At 61.1% G+C, this 18,830-nt stretch carries 18 protein-coding genes and 1 tRNA gene; 8 read left to right on the top strand and 11 right to left on the bottom strand.

Going from position 1 to position 18,830, the window contains the following annotated elements; translation table 11 throughout:
* Positions 1-465: a GNAT family N-acetyltransferase gene (locus tag ACPWR9_RS13735; RefSeq protein ID WP_426298444.1), complete on the top strand. Its 465-nt coding sequence runs from the start codon at positions 1-3 to the stop codon at positions 463-465.
* Here the strand turns inward: ACPWR9_RS13735 and ACPWR9_RS13730 are convergent.
* The gene (locus ACPWR9_RS13730; RefSeq protein WP_426298442.1) at positions 434-1,318 is read right to left on the bottom strand and encodes an EamA family transporter; all 885 of its coding nucleotides are present in this window, start codon (positions 1,316-1,318) and stop codon (positions 434-436) included. The genes ACPWR9_RS13735 and ACPWR9_RS13730 overlap by 32 nt on opposite strands.
* Positions 1,319-1,558: 240 nt before the next feature.
* Between ACPWR9_RS13730 and dusA the strand changes: the two genes are divergently transcribed.
* Together dusA and ACPWR9_RS13720 are read left to right on the top strand one after the other, a co-directional pair.
* The gene (dusA, locus tag ACPWR9_RS13725) at positions 1,559-2,596 is read left to right on the top strand and encodes a tRNA dihydrouridine(20/20a) synthase DusA (protein ID WP_426298440.1); all 1,038 of its coding nucleotides are present in this window, start codon (positions 1,559-1,561) and stop codon (positions 2,594-2,596) included.
* A 183-nt stretch (positions 2,597-2,779) separates the two neighbouring features.
* A tRNA-His gene (locus ACPWR9_RS13720) sits at positions 2,780-2,855 on the top strand.
* 252 nt (positions 2,856-3,107) lie between these two features.
* Here the strand turns inward: ACPWR9_RS13720 and ACPWR9_RS13715 are convergent.
* Entirely contained in the window at positions 3,108-4,271 is a 1,164-nt protein-coding gene (locus ACPWR9_RS13715; RefSeq protein ID WP_426298438.1) for a hypothetical protein, read from the bottom strand.
* Positions 4,272-4,420: 149 nt separating this feature from the next.
* A complete protein-coding gene (locus tag ACPWR9_RS13710; RefSeq protein WP_426298436.1) occupies positions 4,421-5,662 on the bottom strand; it encodes a hypothetical protein in 1,242 nt (413 codons plus the stop codon).
* Positions 5,663-6,138: 476 nt separating this feature from the next.
* On the opposite strand from ACPWR9_RS13710, the gene ACPWR9_RS13705 reads away from it, so the two are divergent.
* Positions 6,139-6,396 (top strand): DUF1488 family protein, encoded by a 258-nt coding sequence (locus tag ACPWR9_RS13705; RefSeq protein ID WP_426298434.1) that lies wholly within the window; start codon positions 6,139-6,141, stop codon positions 6,394-6,396.
* A gap of 73 nt (positions 6,397-6,469) precedes the next feature.
* On the top strand, positions 6,470-6,715 hold the full coding sequence (locus ACPWR9_RS13700; protein ID WP_426298432.1) for a hypothetical protein: 246 nt from the start codon (positions 6,470-6,472) through the stop codon (positions 6,713-6,715).
* Between the two features lie 32 nt (positions 6,716-6,747).
* Here the strand turns inward: ACPWR9_RS13700 and ACPWR9_RS13695 are convergent, their stop codons facing one another.
* The 4 genes from ACPWR9_RS13695 to ACPWR9_RS13680 form a co-directional block, all read right to left on the bottom strand.
* Positions 6,748-8,439, bottom strand: a complete 1,692-nt coding sequence (locus ACPWR9_RS13695) for an MBL fold metallo-hydrolase (protein WP_426298430.1) — start codon at positions 8,437-8,439, stop codon at positions 6,748-6,750.
* A 128-nt stretch (positions 8,440-8,567) separates the two neighbouring features.
* Entirely contained in the window at positions 8,568-9,584 is a 1,017-nt protein-coding gene (locus tag ACPWR9_RS13690) for an alpha/beta fold hydrolase (RefSeq protein WP_426298429.1), read from the bottom strand.
* A gap of 26 nt (positions 9,585-9,610) precedes the next feature.
* The gene (locus ACPWR9_RS13685) at positions 9,611-11,185 is read right to left on the bottom strand and encodes a flavin-containing monooxygenase (protein WP_426298427.1); all 1,575 of its coding nucleotides are present in this window, start codon (positions 11,183-11,185) and stop codon (positions 9,611-9,613) included.
* Positions 11,182-12,117 (bottom strand): SDR family NAD(P)-dependent oxidoreductase, encoded by a 936-nt coding sequence (locus ACPWR9_RS13680; protein WP_426298425.1) that lies wholly within the window; start codon positions 12,115-12,117, stop codon positions 11,182-11,184. The genes ACPWR9_RS13685 and ACPWR9_RS13680 overlap by 4 nt, the downstream gene beginning before the upstream one ends.
* Before the next feature lie 158 nt (positions 12,118-12,275).
* Here ACPWR9_RS13680 and ACPWR9_RS13675 point away from each other — a divergent pair, with 158 nt between their 5' ends.
* Entirely contained in the window at positions 12,276-13,001 is a 726-nt protein-coding gene (locus tag ACPWR9_RS13675) for a TetR/AcrR family transcriptional regulator (RefSeq protein WP_426298423.1), read from the top strand.
* Positions 13,002-13,195: 194 nt separating this feature from the next.
* On the top strand, positions 13,196-14,398 hold the full coding sequence (gene purT, locus ACPWR9_RS13670) for a formate-dependent phosphoribosylglycinamide formyltransferase (RefSeq protein WP_426298421.1): 1,203 nt from the start codon (positions 13,196-13,198) through the stop codon (positions 14,396-14,398).
* A gap of 3 nt (positions 14,399-14,401) precedes the next feature.
* Here the strand turns inward: purT and ACPWR9_RS13665 are convergent, their stop codons facing one another.
* The 4 genes from ACPWR9_RS13665 to ACPWR9_RS13650 all read right to left on the bottom strand — a co-directional run bounded on the left by ACPWR9_RS13665 (position 14,402) and on the right by ACPWR9_RS13650 (position 17,396).
* The gene (locus tag ACPWR9_RS13665) at positions 14,402-15,418 is read right to left on the bottom strand and encodes a glutathione S-transferase family protein (RefSeq protein WP_426298419.1); all 1,017 of its coding nucleotides are present in this window, start codon (positions 15,416-15,418) and stop codon (positions 14,402-14,404) included.
* Positions 15,419-15,569: 151 nt separating this feature from the next.
* Complete coding sequence (locus ACPWR9_RS13660) at positions 15,570-15,773, bottom strand: cold-shock protein (protein WP_010807210.1); 204 nt, start codon at positions 15,771-15,773, stop codon at positions 15,570-15,572.
* Between the two features lie 319 nt (positions 15,774-16,092).
* Entirely contained in the window at positions 16,093-16,626 is a 534-nt protein-coding gene (locus ACPWR9_RS13655) for a GNAT family N-acetyltransferase (RefSeq protein ID WP_426298417.1), read from the bottom strand.
* A 212-nt stretch (positions 16,627-16,838) separates the two neighbouring features.
* A complete protein-coding gene (locus ACPWR9_RS13650) occupies positions 16,839-17,396 on the bottom strand; it encodes a hypothetical protein (protein ID WP_426298415.1) in 558 nt (185 codons plus the stop codon).
* Positions 17,397-17,745: 349 nt separating this feature from the next.
* Here ACPWR9_RS13650 and ACPWR9_RS13645 point away from each other — a divergent pair, with 349 nt between their 5' ends.
* Positions 17,746-18,828 (top strand): DUF484 family protein, encoded by a 1,083-nt coding sequence (locus tag ACPWR9_RS13645; RefSeq protein WP_426298413.1) that lies wholly within the window; start codon positions 17,746-17,748, stop codon positions 18,826-18,828.
* Positions 18,829-18,830: the final 2 nt, after the last annotated feature.

Below are 18,830 nucleotides of genomic sequence, written 5' to 3'. Positions count from 1 at the left end.
ATGTCAGGCATCTTCACCACCAACGAAACCGAATTCGACGCCATCACCGAGTTGTGGGAGGCGTCCGTGCGGGCGACGCACGATTTTCTGAGCGACGCCGATATTGCGTGGCTACGTCCGCGCATTCGCGAGGACTATCTGGCGGCGGTGACGCTGCGTGTGTTTCGTGACGACGCCGGTGCAATTCGCGGCTTTCTCGGCGTTGCGCAGGGTAATGTGGAAATGTTGTTTGTCGCCCCGGAGGCGCGCCGACAAGGTATCGGCGCGGCATTGCTGGCGTATGCGGTGCGCGAACTCGACTGCGTGAGCGTCGACGTCAACGAACAAAACCCTCAGGCGCTGGCGTTCTATCAGCGTGAGGGCTTTGAAGTGATCGGCCGCTCGGCACTCGACGGGCAGGGCCGTCCGTTCCCGCTATTACATATGCGTTTGGCTACTGCGAAGACGGCATCAGGCGTTGTTTGATTTTCGCGCCGAATACGTTGACGGCAAGACCGGCCATCACCAGTGCGGCCCCTGCGATTTGCGGTGTGGTGAGTTGCTCGTCAAGTAGCAGTGCCGCCGAGGCGAGGCCGATGATTGGCACGAGCAGGGAGAACGGTGCGACCTGACTGGCCGGGTATCGCGTCATCAGGCGGCCCCACAGGCTGTAGCCCACCAGGGTGGCGATAAAGGCGAGATAGGCGATCGCGAAGAGGGAGGCGCCCGAGATATGCGACAGTGAAGCGCTGATTTGCGCCGGGCCTTCAAACCAGTAAGACAGCAGCGCAAACGGAATCGGCGGGATCAGACTTGCCCACACGACGAGTCCGACGAGATCCACCTGACCGATTTTCTTGGTCACGATATTGCCGGTGGCCCAACTGAGCGACGCGCATAGCGTGAGGACAAAGCCGAGGAGCGTCATCGCGCCGCCACCTTGTGCGCCGATGATGGCCAGTCCTGCGGCGGCGATGAGCAGACCAACGACGTTCTGCGCGCGAAACCGTTCGCCCAGGCACATGACGGCCAGCCCTAGCGTGAAGAAGGCCTGTGCCTGAAGCACGAGCGAGGCGAGGCCCGCGGGCATGCCGACGTACATCGCGGTAAACAACAGTGCGAATTGGCCGAACGAAATCGTCACGCCGTAAGCGATCAGCCAACGCCACGGCACGTTTGGCCGCTTGACGAAAAAGATGGCCGGAAAGGCCGCCAGCAAAAAGCGCAGGGCGCCGAGCAGCATCGGCGGCACGCCGTGCAGGCCGACTTTGATCACCACGAAGTTCACGCCCCAGGCAAGAACGACGATCAGTGCCTGCAACAGATCCTTCGGGGCCATGGCGGCATCTCCTTGTGCTTGTTTTTTACGGCATCGGCGAAGGCGAAAGTGTACTCCCCGAGCGTCAACGCTGTCGTGCGAAAAGTATCGCCAAGCCCGCTGGGCACCCCAGGACCGCTGCCGGCGAGGCCGAATCGCATGACGTATACTTCGTGTCTTGTATTGCAAAGGACGCCGCTCGCCAGTGTGCGACGGCGTTAGCTGTTCGAAAGATCACATAAGAATTACCGAGGAATTTGCATGAACTTGCCTGCCCGCCGCGTTTCTGTGGCGCCGATGATGGATTGGACCGATTCGAATTGCCGGGTCTTCCATCGCCAGCTCTCGCGTCACACGTGGCTCTATACCGAGATGGTGACCACCGGTGCATTGCTGCACGGCGATGTCGCGCGACATCTGGATTTCGATGCCATCGAACATCCGGTGGCCTTGCAGCTCGGCGGCAGTGAGCCGCAGGATCTCGCTCGCGCGGCAAAGCTGGGCGAGCAGTGGGGATACGACGAAATCAACCTGAATTGCGGTTGCCCGTCGGAGCGGGTGCAGCGTGGCGCATTCGGTGCCTGTCTGATGGCGGAACCGGAACTGGTGGCCGATTGTGTGAAGGCCATGCGCGACGTGGTGCAGGTACCCGTGACGGTCAAGCATCGTATTGGTATCGACGACGTCGAGTCATTCTCGTTCGTGGAAGACTTCGTCGGCAAGATCGCGCAGGCGGGGTGCAGCACGTTCATCGTTCACGCGCGCAATGCCATTCTCAAAGGGCTGAGCCCGAAAGAGAATCGCGAGATTCCTCCGCTCAAATACGACTACGCGTACCGGCTTAAGCAGTCGTTTCCGGAACTTGAGATCTTGATCAACGGCGGCGTGAAGACGCTCGACGAAGTCGCGCTCCATCTACAGCATGTCGACGGCGTGATGCTTGGCCGCGAGGCGTATCACAACCCCTATGTGCTGGCTGAAGTCGACGCGCGTTTCTATGGCGATAGCGCACCCGTAAAGTTGCGCGAAGCTGTGGAAGACGCACTGATCGAATACGCTGCGGCGCAAGTCGCGAAAGGGCACTATCTCGGCGCCATCACGCGTCACGCTCTGGGGTTGTATCGTGGCGTACCGGGCGCGCGCGGATGGCGTCGGGTGCTCTCGGATCCGAAGCGACTCAAGGCTGGTATCGGCGCCTTCGAAGAGGCGCGTGCGCAACTTCGCGCAGGTGCATTGATGGATCGCGATCGTAGCGACGCGGATGAGCAGCGCGAAGTGTCGTCGCTAGCGTCGGCGTAACTTCATCGATGGCTGGGATGCGCGGCGGGTCATCGCCGCGCGAGAAGCGGGTGGCGCGCATCGATCGCGCGCGTGGGCCGAGAAATATTTAAAAGAAGTGAAAAAAGTGCTTGGCAACGCGCTAATAACGTCGCTATAATCTTGTTTCTGTTCAGCAAGCAAGTCATGTTGTTGATCACGGCGGTGGCCGTAGCTCAGTTGGTAGAGTCCTGGATTGTGATTCCAGTCGTCGTGGGTTCGAGTCCCATCGGTCACCCCAAAATCCCCTTCGCGGAATTTTGCCGCCATCAGTAGTTCCTAGTTCTTCTGTAGTCCTCCCCATTTTTTGAATTGCGACACGTCATCGAGCGCTCGATCGTCATCGACGTGGTTTCGTGCATTGGTCGCTTCGCGTCATCCTCGATATTGTGCTTTCGCGTGATGCGCGTAGGTATGGACTCTAAAAGCAAAACGCCACGAACGCGCCGGTGAATCGGCAGGTCCGTGGCGTCTTCGTTCGCAGGCGGAAAAATTATGCCGCGTGAATTTTACGTTGCCGTGCGAGGTCGATCAGCAACACCAGGGCGGTAGCGAACAACAGGCCGGCAATGGTCGCAAGTGCTAGCAACACTACGCGTGACGGGCCGGAGGGATTCGTCGGTGTTGTCGGACCCGAGGAAAAACGCGGCGCGTCGACGTTCTGGGCATTAATGCGTTGTACCGGCAGCATTAGCTTGTTGCGCACTTCTCGGGTGAGGTCGTCCGCAATTTCACCCTCGCCAAAGAAGCCTTTAAGCGAATCGAGATAGGCTTGAAGCAATTGGCTACCCGTCAGCGTAGGCGTTACCTTCGCGTTAAACGCATCATAGAAGCGAAGAGCGATCGCATTTTGCGCAATGCGGCGGTTTAGGCGCTCGGCGTCTGCTCGGTTCGACGCGATGTCGGACTCGATGCCGATCATCTGCGACATAGGGGCCAGAAAACGTGCCGACGCCGCGCCGTCCGTACTTAACAACTGACGCTGTTCCATCTTCGCTGAGTCGGGATAGCGCGAGGCAATATCCTTCGTGCGGGCCAGCAAATTGGTTAGGTCGGCACGTTTAACGCCGTTCTGGATGAGTAAATTGTCCAGCGTTTGCTTCTCTTCGAGTGCGAGCATATTGGCATGCCGTACGTCGTTCGTAAGCGTTTGGCGAAGCATCGTATCCGTCAGGAAGCCGGCAAGCAATCGCAGTCGGGTCGCGGCATCGCTGCCGGATGTCCGGCTTGGTATCGTCAAATCAAGGCCAACCGATGTCAGATTCTCGTTGTCCTTCAAATTGAGAAATGCGAGGTCGTTTTTGCCGTATGGCATGACGAGCGATATCTGTTTGTTGAGAAAACGCTCATTCACCGCATTCGTGAGGAATTTGCCCGCCGGCGTATCGATAGCTTTATTGACGCTTAGATACTGTCTAAGCAACGCGTCGTCGTAAAAAGCGGGACTTTCTGCCTTGTACTGGGTCAGATTTTGTTTGACCAGTAATAAGCCCTGACTTTCGAAATGATAGAGCAGCGAGCTCATGGAAACGAACAGTGCGATAGGAATCACAACGGCGAAAGCCAACCAGAATGCCCAATATCGCTTGATGCGTTCATATAAAATCATCCCGAGAGATCCCTCGAGAGCGTACGCGTGCCCAGCCAATTTCACCATCTTTGATTCCTGATGCCGACGCAATAGTGTGGTGTCGATATGCGAAAGCCGCCAAGGATATCAGAGCAAAATGACCGTGGTGCAGCTTCCATAAACGAAGGATGCACAAAAAAGCCGCTCAATGGAGCGGCTTTTTCAATTTGTTTCGTTTAGGCGCGTCGCGCTTCGCGAGGTGGTTCCCGGTGGGGCATCTCGGTGACCGTTGGCGGGACGACATCCGGCAGCACTTGCTCAGCTCGTCGTGCCGCCTTGGCGACGACAATGAAATCGTAAGCAAGGGCGATGAGCGCCGCAATGACTGCGGCAATTGCTGCTGCCGCGAACATCAAGATCATGGTCGACGGACCTTGCATTCGGGAAGGCAGGGTGGGCCCCGAGGTAAATCGGGGGGCGTCTAGCCCTTGGGAGCGCATGCCCAGTACCACGAGCAATTGGCCGTTGTAAACTTCGCGCCGAACATCGTCCGTGGGGCTGAGGTTGGCGAAGTACTTGTTGATAGCGCCAACATAGGTATTGAGCAGCTGTTCTCCCGTCGGATCGGCAGGCAATTTGGCGAACAGGTCTTCGTAGAATTGCAACAGAACGTTGTTCTGCTTTTCTTGACGCTTGAGTCGATCAAGCGCTGTCTTTTGCGATGCAATGTCCGATTCCAGTCCGATCATCTGCGCCATCGGCGACAGGAATCGCCCCGAGTCGCCTGACGTCGTCAGCAACTGGCGTTCGTTCATCTTGGCGGCTTCAGGATATCGACTTGCGATCTGGCGCAGTTCGTTCAGGCGAGTGGTCATGTCGCGCAAATTCAGTTCCGAGTCGATCAACTGATTGTCGAGCGACTGTTTCTGGCTGCGTGCTGCCATGAGCTTGTTGCGCAGTTCCGATGTCAACGTTTGCTTGAGCATCGCATCGACGACGAAGCCGGCCAGCAATTGCATCCGTGCTGCCGCTTGTTCGCCAGAAGTACGGCTCTGCATCGTCAGATCAAGGCCCGTGGAGATCAGTGCCGAACGGTCTTTGTCGCCGACGTAACGTGCGTCGTCCTTACCGTAGGGCATCGACAACGTAAGGTGCTTGTTAATGAACCCGCTGTCGAGGGATTGTGAGAGAAACTTTCCCTCCGGCGTATCGAGCTTGTTTTTGCTCGCCAGATAATGGCGCAACAATGCGCCATCGTAGAACGCTTGGCGCTGTGCGTTGTAAAGCGATACGTCGCGACGAAGCAATACGAAACCTTTGCTCTCGTATTTGTATGCGAATCCATGGATCGCTACATAGATGAGTGCCGCGAGCGCAATGGTCAAAAGAACAAACAGCTTCCATCTCGCTGCGAGTCGGTATGCCCAGTTCGGGATCAACGGCTCGTCAGCTTCCCCGTTGTGAAAGTTCGCATTCATTTTGGAATCTCTTGACTTCGTACGAATTTTTCTTACTCGGTGGGCACATTAACAGATTAACTACCTCGAGTAAATGTGGAGACCGAAACGAAAAAACGCACTGCACTTTCATAAATTGTCCATATTTGGCCGCTGTTCGCGATGACGGCTCTGCGGCATTTGTGGCAGCGCGCGAAACGTCGATGCCGCCATCGAGAACACACATCGAACTTGATCTAGATCTAACTCCTTGCCTCAAAGGCTTCGCCGCTCGTGGCAGCCCGCCGCATAATGGACTCGTCATGTTTTCATGACCCTGTCTTCCCGGGATGGTTATGGTGCCCCATGCGTTCCGGTTTTCTCAGCCCGCCTGACTCAGGCGGGTTTTTTTATGCTGCCAGTTTTGACAGGGGTAAAAATACGAGCCCACTCCGAAAGTGATAGGATTTTTGTCGGAAATTGGCGATCGGACATCCTCCAAATGACGGAGAAAAGCAATGGAAGCGACTTTGCACGGCGGCATCGGGCTTTTCGATGAGGACCGGTCCGTACGTTTCTATGTGAGCGTTGACGGCAGGGTCTGGACGTGTGTGATCGAGGGCGAAGCGCTGAACCAGCTCGCCGGCATTCATGCCACCGGTGAAGCGCTCTTCGATCAATTCATGGAAAACGAAGACGCCATCGTCGCCCGTGCCGCCAGTGCCATTGCCGACGGTGCGTCATCCGAGCCTGTTCTGTTGCGTGCCATCGCCTGACCGGCACGCTTTTCACTAGGGCCGCTTTCCAACACGGCCACTTTTCATCACGGCTTTCGAACCGGAGTCTGTCATGAGCTATGCCTCCCATGAGCAGGTGTACGAGTACCGCGCAGGCTATGCGATTCGCGTTCGGGCATTTCAGAACGAATACGCCGGGCCGTGGGATTATTTGGTGCAAGTCTCGCGGCATGGTAAGCCGGAGGGGCCCGAAGTCCGCTCGCCTGACGGGCACCGGGACAATCGCGTCGACGCGGAAATGGCCGGCCGCAAAGCCGGGGAACGCATTGTCGACGAACTACTCGGCGACGGCGACTGACTCACCACCGATCCGGTCTCACTCGGTAATTTTCAGACTCGACTTGCCGACCAGAGGCCGTCGCTCCGGCGCAACACCCGCCGCTCTTCTTCCAGTTTCTCGAGATGCGCGCGCAGCGAACGTTGCGCAACCGCATGACGTGCAACGGATACGTCGTCGTATACGATCGGCGTGAGCGTCTCGAGCGAGGCAGGGCCGTGCCGCAGGAGGGCGTCCAGCACGCGGGCTTCGCGCCGAAGCCGATGGGCCACGAGTCGCGCAATGCGCTGTGCCGGCTGATCCATCACAAAGCCATGCCCGGGCGCCAACCACTCCGGGGCATATCGCGCCAACTTTTCCAGTGACGCGAGATACGTCGCCATGTGCCCGTCGGGCGGGTTGATGACGACCGTCGATCCTTGCATGACGTGATCGCCCGTGAACACGATGCCTGTCCCGTCGAGTGCATAGCAGACGTGGTTCGACGCGTGTCCCGGCGTATGAATCGCTCGCAGGGTTCGGCCATCGGGTAACACAACCGCGTCACCATCCGAGAGCACCACATCCGGCACGAACGTCAGGTCTTGCCCTTGTTCGTGTTGCGCCGGCATGCCATAGGTCGTCGCGCCGGTACGCGCCGCCAGCGTGCGTGCTGCCGGAGAGTGATCGCGATGTGTGTGCGTGACGAAAATCTGCCGGATGTCTCCCGGCACCGCTTGCAAAATCGCATCGATGTGCGACGGATCGTCGGGCCCCGGATCGATCACGGCCCAGCCGCTGTCCGAACCGCTGCCGATCAGATACGTATTCGTGCCCGGGCCGGTCATCATGCCGGGGTTGGGCGCGCTCACGCGCAGTACGCCCGGCATCAGCGTCACGACGCGTCCCGGCACGATGTCGTAGCTGCCGGTGCCCTGTTCCAGCGGATCGGTCAGCGACAGCTCCGCCCACGCGGGTTCGTCGGGCGTGACAGGCCACCGGCCGCGTTTGCCGTTGGCCAGTCGCGGCTGAATGCGCGGCACGTCCGTGAGTGCCTGTGCGGCGGTCACAGCCGCGTCTACGTCCTGCACCGATTCGAGCCATTGCAAAATCTTGCGCGTCGGCGGCAACAGGCGTAACTGCTCAGCGTGAGCGAGGGCATAAGCGGGGCGCATCCAGCGATGCGCAGCGGTCTCCACCTGATCGACTTCGGCTTGTTGACCGTCGGGTAACACCGCAAGGAAAAAGCGTGTGTCGAAGCGCTTGGGCAGCGCGAGCGGCGTCACCCAATGGCTCAGATAGTGGAGCCGTGCTGGGGCCAAACGGATGGCGAAACGTTGGCAGAGCGACGTGAGGTCGGTGGTGGCGTCGTGCAGCGCTTTACGTTGCGTGCGTACTGCCGTCAACGTGTCGCTATCGACCGGTGTGCCGACGAGCGGTTTCGCGTTGTCGGCGAACAAGACCCCGGTTTCTTCGAAGCATTCCCGAATCGCAGCAATGTAGTAATCGAGACCGCCTTCGGGCAAGTGCAACCGCTCGCTCGCTTCGGCATCCGTCAGCCCATGGCACGCGCCGTGCGCTTGCCGGTCGGCCGCGTCGACCACGCCGCCGGGAAAAACATAGGCGTCGGAACTAAAGTCGTTGGCCCGTACGGCACGGCGTAACAGCAAGACTTCCATGCCGCTTGGCCGTGCGCGCAGCACGACGAGGCTGGCGGCCATGCGCAAGGCGGGCGAGGGCGAGCGTGAATCGGCAAAGTCGGACATGGCGTTGCCGGCGCGAAGGCCAGGCAGAATCGCGAAGCCCCTAGTGTGCCATCGGATGCGTCGACGCACCTGCGCCGGTGCGTCTCGTTTCGCGTCGATTCAATGGGCTTTGCGGCCAGGGTGGCCGCTCATGCCGCGTCGTTGGCCGCGTGCGTCGACACCGTCATCGACGTCGCATCGGGGGCGTGCATCTCACCGTGTGCACGGGCGGCAACCGCTCGCAGCCAGTGCATGGTCGTCTCGGGTTGCGTCACCGGCAGCATGTGCCCGCCGTCGACGAGCGTCAGTGTTGCCCCAGCGTACTGGCGCGGCAGTCCTTCGCCATGCACGCGGTAATTGAGAATCCGATCGCCGCGTCCGTACAGCACGTCCACCGGCACGCTGAGCGCACCATAGCGAGCGGCGATGCCGGGCATATCGCGCTCGGCGGCCAGCATATCGACCGATGCCGCGTAGAAGTTGCCCGGTCGAAAACCCAGCACGCCACCCCCACGGATCAGGAAGTCTTTCGGCGCATCTTCAGGCCCGAAGACGTAGGTGAGCGTCGTGCGGCCGGTCATCATGCCGACTGGCACGGCGAGTGTGCGGCCGATCCACCGACGCCACCAGGCACTGCGCACGGCTAGCGCGCGGAACGCCTTGGGCGGCTCGGATACCGGTTGCGTCAGTGGTGCGATCAATGCGAGCGCGCCGACTCGCTCGCTGTGGTTCAGTGCCAGCGTCAACGCGACGGCACCACCGAGCGAGTGTCCGACGACGAGCGGGTGCTCAACCCCCAGCGTCTCGATTAATTTGGCAACAGTGGCGGCCTGCGCCGCAATACTGCCGTCGCGTTCGGGCGCGCGTGTCGAGTAACCGGAACCCGGCCGGTCGATCAGAACCACGCGATGGGTGTGTGCCATCTCAGTGAGCGGCAAGTACGCGAAGTTGCGCAACTGGCCGCACAAGCCATGGACGAATACGACGGCAGGACCATGGCCGAAGTCGACGTAATGCAACCGTTCGCCATCGATCTCCAGAAACTGACCGTCGGGCGGCACGGCGGCTTCCGCACGCCGAGCAACGCGCTGTGTGAAGCGCACCAGCACCAGCACGACGACCGCAAAGGCGATGACGAGACAAGCGAGCAAATAAACGATAAGCATGATGTCGTTCCGCGTTCCGCGTTCCGTTAGCGAGCAGCCACCTTGGCGGCACTGAGCGTTTCCACCGTTTGGGCCGTCGGCTGCGCCTCGACCTCGCGCGTGGCGCGCCGCTCGAAGCGCATGGCGCCATCGTCGACACGGCCCCAGCGCATGAGTCGCACATCGCGAAAGTAGCTTTGATAAAACACCCACGGCTTGCGCCCGCCTTGCTTAGGCAACTCGCCGGCGGCGCGCTGAATGTAGCCAGAAGTGAGCCCGATGGCCGGTAATTCTGCGTGCTCATGCGGCCGAAGCTGCGGCACACAGGTGTCGTAGCCATGGGCGTTCATGTGATTGACGAGACGACAGACGTACTGTGCGATCAATTCAGCCTTGAGCGTCCACGATGCGTTCGTATAGCCGAAGATCGACGCCAGATTCGGCACGCCGCTGTACATCATGCCCTTGTAGGCGACAGTGTCCGCCAGTGCGACAGGCTGACCGTCGACGAACAATCGCGCGCCGCCCATGAGTTGCACACGCAGGCCGGTTGCCGTCACGACGATGTCGGCATCGAGTGTCTTGCCGCTCTTGAGCGTTAGCCCGGTCGGCGTGAACGCCGCGATTTCATCGGTGACGATCGAGGCACGGCCGCTGCGTAGCGCTTTGAAGATATCGCCGCCCGGGGCCAGACATAGCCGCTGATCCCACGGGTTATATCGTGGCGAGAGATCGCGTGCGACGTCCACATGTCCCTGCGCCTGACGTGCGGCGCGACCGATCAACACGCGGCGGATCGCGTTGGGCCAGCGTCGCGCGGCGTTGTAAAAACCGAGCGTCACCAATACGTTCTTCATCCGCACGATGCGATGCGCTAGCCCGGCGGGCAGCAGCGCGCGCAGCCGCTCGGCCACGCCGTCACGTGAGGGCATCGAGAGGATGTAACTTGGCGAGCGTTGCAGCATGGTGACGTGCGCGGCGCTCGGCGCCATGTTCGGCAGCAATGTCACGGCGGTGGCACCACTGCCGATGATCACCACGCGTTTGTCGCGATAGTCGAGATTGGCTGGCCAGTGTTGTGGATGCACGAGCTTGCCCGCGAAGGTTTCCATGCCGGGCCATGCCGGTGAGTGACCGGCGTCGTACGCGTAGTAGCCGCTGCACATGAAGAGGAAGCGGCAGGTGAGCTGTTGCGTTTCCTGTCGGCCATCGGGATGCGTGCGCTCGATGTCGAGCGTCCAGCGGGCGATCGACGAATCCCATCGCGCTTCGCGCAGTTTGTGACCGTAGCGGATCAACCCGTCGAGCCCTTCCGCATGCGCGGTGTCCTTCAGGTAGTCGAGAATCTTGCTGCCGTCGGCGATGGCCTGATTGCTGTTCCATGGCCGAAAGCTGAAGCCGAGCGTGAACATGTCGGAGTCGGAGCGCACGCCGGGGTAACGGAATAAGTCCCACGTGCCGCCCAGCGATTGCCGGGCTTCGAGCATGGCGAAGCGCGTACCGGGGCAACGCTCGCGCAGATAGTGCGCCGCCGAGATGCCCGAGATGCCGGCACCCACGACGATGACATCGAGATCGGTGGCCACGCTGGCGATATCGGTCGGATGACGGGGGGCGGTCATGGCAGGTTCCCTGGCGGCGTGTCTTGCGACGGGTGAGCGGGTGACGTTGTTGCAGCGTGCGGTGAGGTCGCAGGTGAGGGCTTGGTTTTGCGCGCGACGGCCGTGCGTCGATAGAACCAGACGACCAGCGCTTGATAGCTCGCGCCGAACAAGCGCGCCAGCTTATCCACGCGGCGCGCGTCCGCCCCCACGAGTACACGCCGGGCGTTGCGCGCCACCCCCGCGAGAATTTGTTTGGCGGCTGCATCGGCGCTCGTCACGTCGATCAGCTTGTTGGCGCGGCGACGATGCGTTTGGGCGTCCATCCCGGTGAGCGCGGAGATGCTGTCGTCGATGCGCGACGTGTGCACGATATTCGTCGCAACGCCGCCCGGGTGAATACACGTTGCGCTCACCGGCGAGCCAGCCAGATCGAGTTCCATGCGCAGCGCTTCGGTGAAGCCGCGCACGGCGAACTTGCTGGCGTTGTAGGCCGACTGAGTCGGCATGGCGACAATGCCGAACAAGCTCGACGTGTTGACGACCTGGCCATCGCCCGAGGCCGTGAGATAGGGCAGGAAGGCCTGCGTGCCGTGCACCACACCCCAGAAATTGATGTTCATCAGCCACTCGACGTCTTCGAGTCGCGCGGTGGCAACCGGCACGGAAAGGGAGACGCCAGCGTTGTTGAAGATGAAGTTGACCTTGCCGTGGACCTGCGCCGTTTCTCTGGCCCACGCGAAGACGGCGACACGGTCGGACACGTCAAGCCGCCGGGCGCTCACACGAACGCCGAAGGCGCGACAGGCCTCGGCGGTGTGCGCCACGCTGGCGTCGTCGATATCGGATAACGCGAGGTGCGCCCCGCGACGAGCGAGTTCAAGCGCCAGCGAGCGACCCATGCCGGAGCCTGCACCGGTGATGGCCGCCACCTTATCGGTGAACGTCTTCATGCGATGTCTCCCAACGATGTCGTGACTGAGCGCCATGCGGGCTGATTTTCGCCAGCTTCGTGTCGTCTTTAGGTCACCCGTGGATGCCCTATGTCACTCATATCGCGTTGCGTATAATTTGGTGTTGTGTGTCACCACTTTAGTTTTCCGCTCTCGTGATGTCAAATAGCGAAATGGAACAAGGACTCGAATCGATAGCGACGGACGCTCAGGCGACCGATGCGCTCGCTGACGGCTCGCCGTCGGCCACAGGTGACGACACGGTGGCACCCGCGTCGCGGGGCCGTCGCTATGGCGGCGTGGGGCAGGCGCAGCGTGAAGCGGCCCGGCGAACGGCGCTCATCGACGCAGGTACCGAGGTTTTCGGTACGGTCGGATTCCGGCGCGCGACCGTGCGCTCGGTGTGCCGTCTGGCGAAGCTCAACGACCGGTATTTCTATGCCGCCTTCGACACCATGGAGCATCTGCTGCGCGCGACGTATGCCCATCATGCGCAGACGCTGCTTGGTCAACTGCAAGCGGCTGTCGCCACGGCCGAGCCAACGCTCGATGCGCGCCTCGATGCGGGCTTGCACGCGTTCTTCACGTTCTTGCGTCACCCGCACGCAGCGCGCGTGTTGTTGCTGGAGGTGATGGGCGTGAGCCCTGAGACCGACTCGACTTATCAGCGATACATTTTTGAATTTGCGCGACTGATTGTCGGCATGGCCGACGCGCCGCCGCCGACAACCGAGGACGCTGCGGCCGACGCGCGAATTGTCGGGCTGGCGCTAGTGGGCGCCATGACGAATGCTGGCACGGCATGGGTGCTCACTGGCTATCAAGACACGGAAGCCCGCATGGTCGCGTGCTGCCGCCGCGTGTTGCGTGGGGCGCTGGCCTAGGCGCCTGTTCCCGCTAATGCCGGGCGCCTGTTCCCCGGCCAAAGGCGTGTGTCCACGGGGGAAGTATTGCAGTGGCCCCGATAGGGCGGCGCTCGCTACAATACGTCTTTCGCGTTTTGCGCAGGTGCATGTGTGCCTGCGTGCACTTGCGTGCAGCAACGCGCGCCTCTTTCCTCACTCTCCAAGGGTCGAAAATGACCACCATCGGAACCCCGCTGTCGCCGAGCGCGACGAAAGTCATGTTGTTGGGCGCTGGCGAACTCGGACGCGAAGTGTTGATCGCGTTGCAGCGCCTTGGCGTCGAAACGATCGCCGTCGATCGCTACGAGAACGCGCCCGGCCAGCAGGTCGCGCATCACGCCCGCACCATTGCAATGACCGATCCGGAACAACTCAAGGCGCTCATCCTGGCCGAAAAGCCGGATCTCGTCGTGCCGGAAATCGAGGCCATCGCCACGCCGATGCTCGAAGCGCTCGAAGCCGATGGCGTCGTCCACGTCGTGCCCACGGCACGCGCGGCACGCCTGACGATGGATCGCGAAGGGATTCGCCGTTTGGCTGCCGAAACGCTCGGCCTGCCGACCAGCCCGTACCAGTTCTGCGACACGCTCGAACAGTTGCAGGCAGCCATCGACGGTGGCATTGGCTACCCGTGCGTGGTCAAGCCGGTGATGAGCAGTTCGGGCAAGGGGCAGAGCAAGATCGACGGCCCCGATGACGTGAAGGCCGCGTGGGATTACGCCATGGCCGGTGGCCGTGTGAGTCATGGCCGCATCATCGTCGAAGGCTTCATCGACTTCGATTACGAAATCACGTTGCTCACCGTGCGCGCGCGTGGTGCGGACGGTCAGGTCGAAACGCACTTCTGCGCACCGATTGGGCACAAGCAAGTGAGCGGCGATTACGTCGAGAGCTGGCAGCCGCATCCCATGCCGGTGAATGCGCTTGAGCGCGCGCGCCTGATCGCCCGTGAAGTCACGCAGAATTTGGGCGGGCAGGGCATCTTCGGCGTGGAGTTGTTCGTGAAGGGCGACGAGGTGTGGTTCAGCGAAGTGAGTCCGCGTCCGCATGACACGGGCATGGTGACGATGATCACGCAGTGGCAGAACGAGTTCGAACTGCATGCCCGTGCTATTCTCGGCTTGCCGGTCAACACCACACTGAAGACGCCGGGCGCAAGCGCAGTGATTTATGGCGGTGTCGACGCCACCGGTATCGTCTTCGACGGTGTGGATCACGCGCTGCAAGTGCCGCAGACGGACATTCGCCTGTTCGGCAAACCCGAGAGCTTCGTCAAGCGCCGTATGGGTGTCGCGCTGGCCTACGACGACGATCTCGACGTGGCGCGTGCCAATGCGCTGGAGGCTGCCAGCCGCGTGAAACCTCGCGCGGTCTGAGCGTCATAGCCCCTGCAACGTGATCATTTGCGCGCGGTCGTGCGGGGCGCTGAAATCCTGTAACGGTCCCATCGGTACGATCCCAGTTGGATTGATCGTCCGATGGCTCTCGTAGTAATGCCGCTTGATGTGCGCGAAGTCGACCGTCGCCGCCACACCCGGTTGTTGGTAGATGTCGCGCGTATAGCCCGATAGATTCGGATAGTCCGCAATGCGGCGCAGGTTGCACTTGAAGTGCCCCACGTAGACCGCGTCGAAGCGGATGAGCGTGGTGAACAACCGGATATCGGCTTCCGTCATGCGCTCACCGGTCAGGAACCGGCGGGTGGCGAGCCGTTCCTCCAACATGTCGAGCGTCGCGAAGAGCGGCGCCACGGCCTCTTCGTAGGCGGCTTGCGTGGTGGCGAACCCAGCCTTATAGACGCCGTTGTTCACGGTGTCGTAGATGCGCGTATTGAGGGCGTCGATCTCGTCGCGCAACGCTGCGGGATAGTAGTCGCCCGGTGTCGCGCCAAGGGCGTCGAACGCGCTGTTGAATATGCGCAGAATTTCCGACGACTCGTTGTTCACGATGGTGTTGGTCGCGGTGTCCCACAGCACGGGCACGGTCACGCGGCCGGAGAAGTGCGCGTCGGCAGCGAGATAGACATCGCGCAGAAATTCAGCGTGATTCACGGGGTCGTCCGTCACGCCAGGGCCCGCGGCAAAGGTCCAGCCGTCGTCGAGCATCAGCCAGTTCACGACGGCCACGGGAATCATGTTTTCCAAGCCTTTTAACGCGCGCATGATCAACGTGCGATGCGCCCACGGGCACGCGTAGCTCACATACAGCACATAGCGTCCGCGCTCGGCCTTAAAACCGATGCGCTCGCTGTCGTTGTGACCCTCGGCGCTTGGACCGGGCGTGCCGTCTGCGGTGACCCAATGCCGGAAGGTGGTGGGGCGGCGCTCGAAGCGTCCGCCGGTCGCGCGCGTGTCGTACCAGTCGGTGTGCCACTTGCCGTCGACGAGTAAGCCCATTCGATACCTCCAATGCAAAGGGGGAAGCCCACAGCATAGCTGTATAACGAAAAAACCCCGCCGGAGCGGGGTTTTCAGTTCGGGCAGACGGTGAAGTGCTGCCCGAGGCGCGTCGATCGTGTTAGCGATCGCTCAGCACATGGTCAGTCGCTTACAGCGGCTGGATGTTGCTGGCTTGACGGCCCTTCGGTCCCATCTTCACTTCGAAGCTGACCTTTTGGTTTTCTTGCAGGGACTTGAAGCCCTTCGATTGGATTTCCGAGAAGTGCGCGAAGAGATCTTCACCACCTTCGTCCGGCGTAATAAAACCAAAACCCTTGGCGTCGTTAAACCACTTGACGGTACCAGTTGCCATTTCTTAAATCCTTAAAGTTTTCAAATGAGCGAGCGAGAAGCTCAGCGAGCGCATGACATTAAAGCTGATCAGGTACAACCGAGGTGACGCAGAGGGCGACATTAGATGAACACAAGACTCGCCATACAACGTTCATGCACCCGTTTTTTTACGGGAAAGGTGGGGGTGTCAAGCAGGGAAACTTTTAGATTGTTGATCCATGCCACTTTCGGGCCACTTTTCGTTGCAGTGCGACATGTTTTAGGCACAACCGGACGACCGGTTAGTGCACGCAAACCTGTCTATGCATGCGCCGGCTTTATGCATCCAGCTTATCTATTCATCTTTCGGATGCTTTCCACGGTGCCCAGACATACCGCAACGCAGGGACTTCAATACCGGGGGAGACGGCGATCGGGTGAACCGGTCCGGGCAAGCCGCCCAGCCGTTCATAAAACCGGCGTGCTCGCGTGTTCTGCGCGAGCACCCAAAGATAGAGCGGTGCATTCGGATCTAGCGCCCCCGCCCAGTCTCGAACCCGCATGAACAACGCCTGACCGATGCCCCGACCTTGCCACGGCGCGGCGACGTGGAGGTTGTCGACCAGAATGCCGTCGGCGCCCGACAGCGCGCAGATAAAGCCCGCGAGCGAGCCGTCGTCCATACCGGGGCAGGCTTTCCAGATGCGCAGCGCGGGATCGTCGGCACGGGAAAGGCGTGTCCGCCAGAGCGACGCGTGCTCGCATTTGAAATGGGCGAGTAGCGGACCGGCGGGCAGCGTGTCGGCATAAGTGGCACGCCAGCTATGCGCATGCAATGCCGCAATGGCATCGACGTCCGACGGTGTGGCGCACAGAATCCGAGCGTCGCTCATGCCAAACTTCCCGCTCGGCGAGAGTCGAGTGCCGCAAAACAAGAATGACGTTCGCGGCAAAACAACGAAGCGAAATAATTCAGTTGTCGCGCCGGCACAACGCGTATGCGCATGCGCCGCAATGTCATGGACATGTCACCACCCTGTGCAGCCTCACGAAAATGAGAGGGTGGCGTCTACCCATGGCGTCACCGCCCGATCACTATAGCGCGTCAGCTTTGCGTTTGCGCATGCCGGTGACTGGCAAATGTGGCGCGTTGCCGGTGCGTGGTTTTGGCGGGCAACGGATGGTGCGTCTTGACGATCTTTGCCCCTTTGGTGCGCTTCGTGGCATTCCCCGCAGCCGCGACTTTCGTGCGCTTCCCGCCGCGGTTGGCGCTCGCGCGCGTCTGCGATTTTCCAACGGCACCGTGCGAGGCGCGTCCTTTGGTGTTGCGTGCACTGGCCGTCTTCATCGAAGCGTGGGGTTTCGCGCCGTGCGGCTTGGTCGACACTTGCTTGGCGGGCGCTTTGGCGCGGCCTTTGCGATGCGGTGTCGCCTTTGCTGCACTGGCATGGCTGGCTTTGGTTGCCTTTGTGGTCTTTCCGGCTTTGGCGGTCTTTAAAGGCTTGCCTGCTTTGGCTGAATTGGCGGTCTTACCGTTGTGATGCCGGGGCGCGGCGTCGGCAGCAAGTGCGGTATGGGGAGCGATGACAGATACCGCAAGCGCGGCAAACGAAAGGGCGGCGGCGAGCGCCTTGCGCGAGGCGCGCAGGTAGGACGTGAACAACAGTGTCTCCGTGGATATTGTTTCGAGCGGGCGCGATTGTAGGGCGGCTAAAATGCGTTGTCGAGATGGTCGGTCGGCCGTCCAGGTTGGCGCGAGTGTGGCGTGCGCTGTGTTGAACAGAAATATTGTGCGCTGCCACATGGGCGACTTGCGGTGTAGGTACTTTCCCTAGGGGTGTGCGAAAACCGCGCCACGACTTAATTTGCGGGCGGCAAAATTCATACCTGAAGCCCTCAAATTTCACAGGTGAGTGCCGTTAAAGGCCTCAATGCCCGGCACAATGCCGAGATCAAATCCGGGCAATCACGCTACGCGGCCGCGAAGTGCCGCGCGTCTTTCGAGACCACAAGTGGCAACCAACCAGGCACCAACGCCCGATGCACTGCAAGCGCTGCTAGCGACTGTGCAGCGCAATGAGCGTTCGCTAAAACGTTTTCAGGACATCGAGCTGGCGCTGATGGGAGCGCCCGACTTCGGGCAGTTTCTGGAGGTGGTGCTCAATCGGCTGCGTCACGATTTCGACCTCTCGGGCGTGCGTCTGATGCTCGCGGAGATCGACGACACCCTACGCGATCTCATCGATACGGCAGAAGGCTTGCGCGCCCTCGACTCCGGACTGTGCATTGCGGCAGATGCCGGCACCTTCGCCGCGATCTGCGGCGACGGACGCCTCTGGATCGGTGCCCCGCGCGAGCGTCATGCCGCGCTCTTCGGTGCGCGTGCACCGGCCAGTGCCGTGGTCATTCCGCTCTCGCGTAACGGCCGGTACATCGGTGTCATCGCCTTGGGCAGCCGCGACGCGAAGCGCTTCGCCCCCGACATGGCGACCGATTTTCTTGAGCGCTTTGGTGCGGTCGTCGCGGTGTGTCTCGAGAATATGTGGAATCGCGAACGGCTCAAGCGTATCGGTCTGACCGATCCGTTGACCGGTTTGTCGAATCGCCGCTACTTCGATCAGCGCTTGCGTGAAGAGGTGGTGCGCGGCGTACGTTACGGGGCACCGCTCGCGTGTCTGTTGATCGACATCGACCACTTCAAGCGTGTGAACGACAGTCATGGCCATGCCACCGGCGACCGCGCGTTGCGCGCGGCGAGCGCATGCATGCGGGCGCAATTACGCGTGACCGACACGCTCGCGCGCTATGGCGGAGAAGAGTTCGCCGCGTTGCTTGTGCAGACCGAGCAGAATTGGGCGGGGACGGTGGCGGAGCGCGTGCGGCGCGCGGTGTCGCGCCTAGAGGTGCCCGACGACGATGGGGTGCTGGTGCCGCTCACGATTTCCATCGGACTCGCCAGCATCGACCCGCGCGATAGCGCCGACCCGGAGGCGCTGCCGATGCGTTTGCTGGGCGCGGCCGACGCTGCGCTCTATGCCGCGAAACGTGCCGGCCGTGATCGCGTGATGGTGGCGGCGCCCGCGAGTCTTCGTTAAAT

Source organism: Pandoraea pneumonica (assembly GCF_049918595.1).
Taxonomy (GTDB): Bacteria; Pseudomonadota; Gammaproteobacteria; order Burkholderiales; family Burkholderiaceae; genus Pandoraea; species Pandoraea pneumonica_A.
This window is presented reverse-complemented; position numbering and strand designations above follow the sequence as displayed.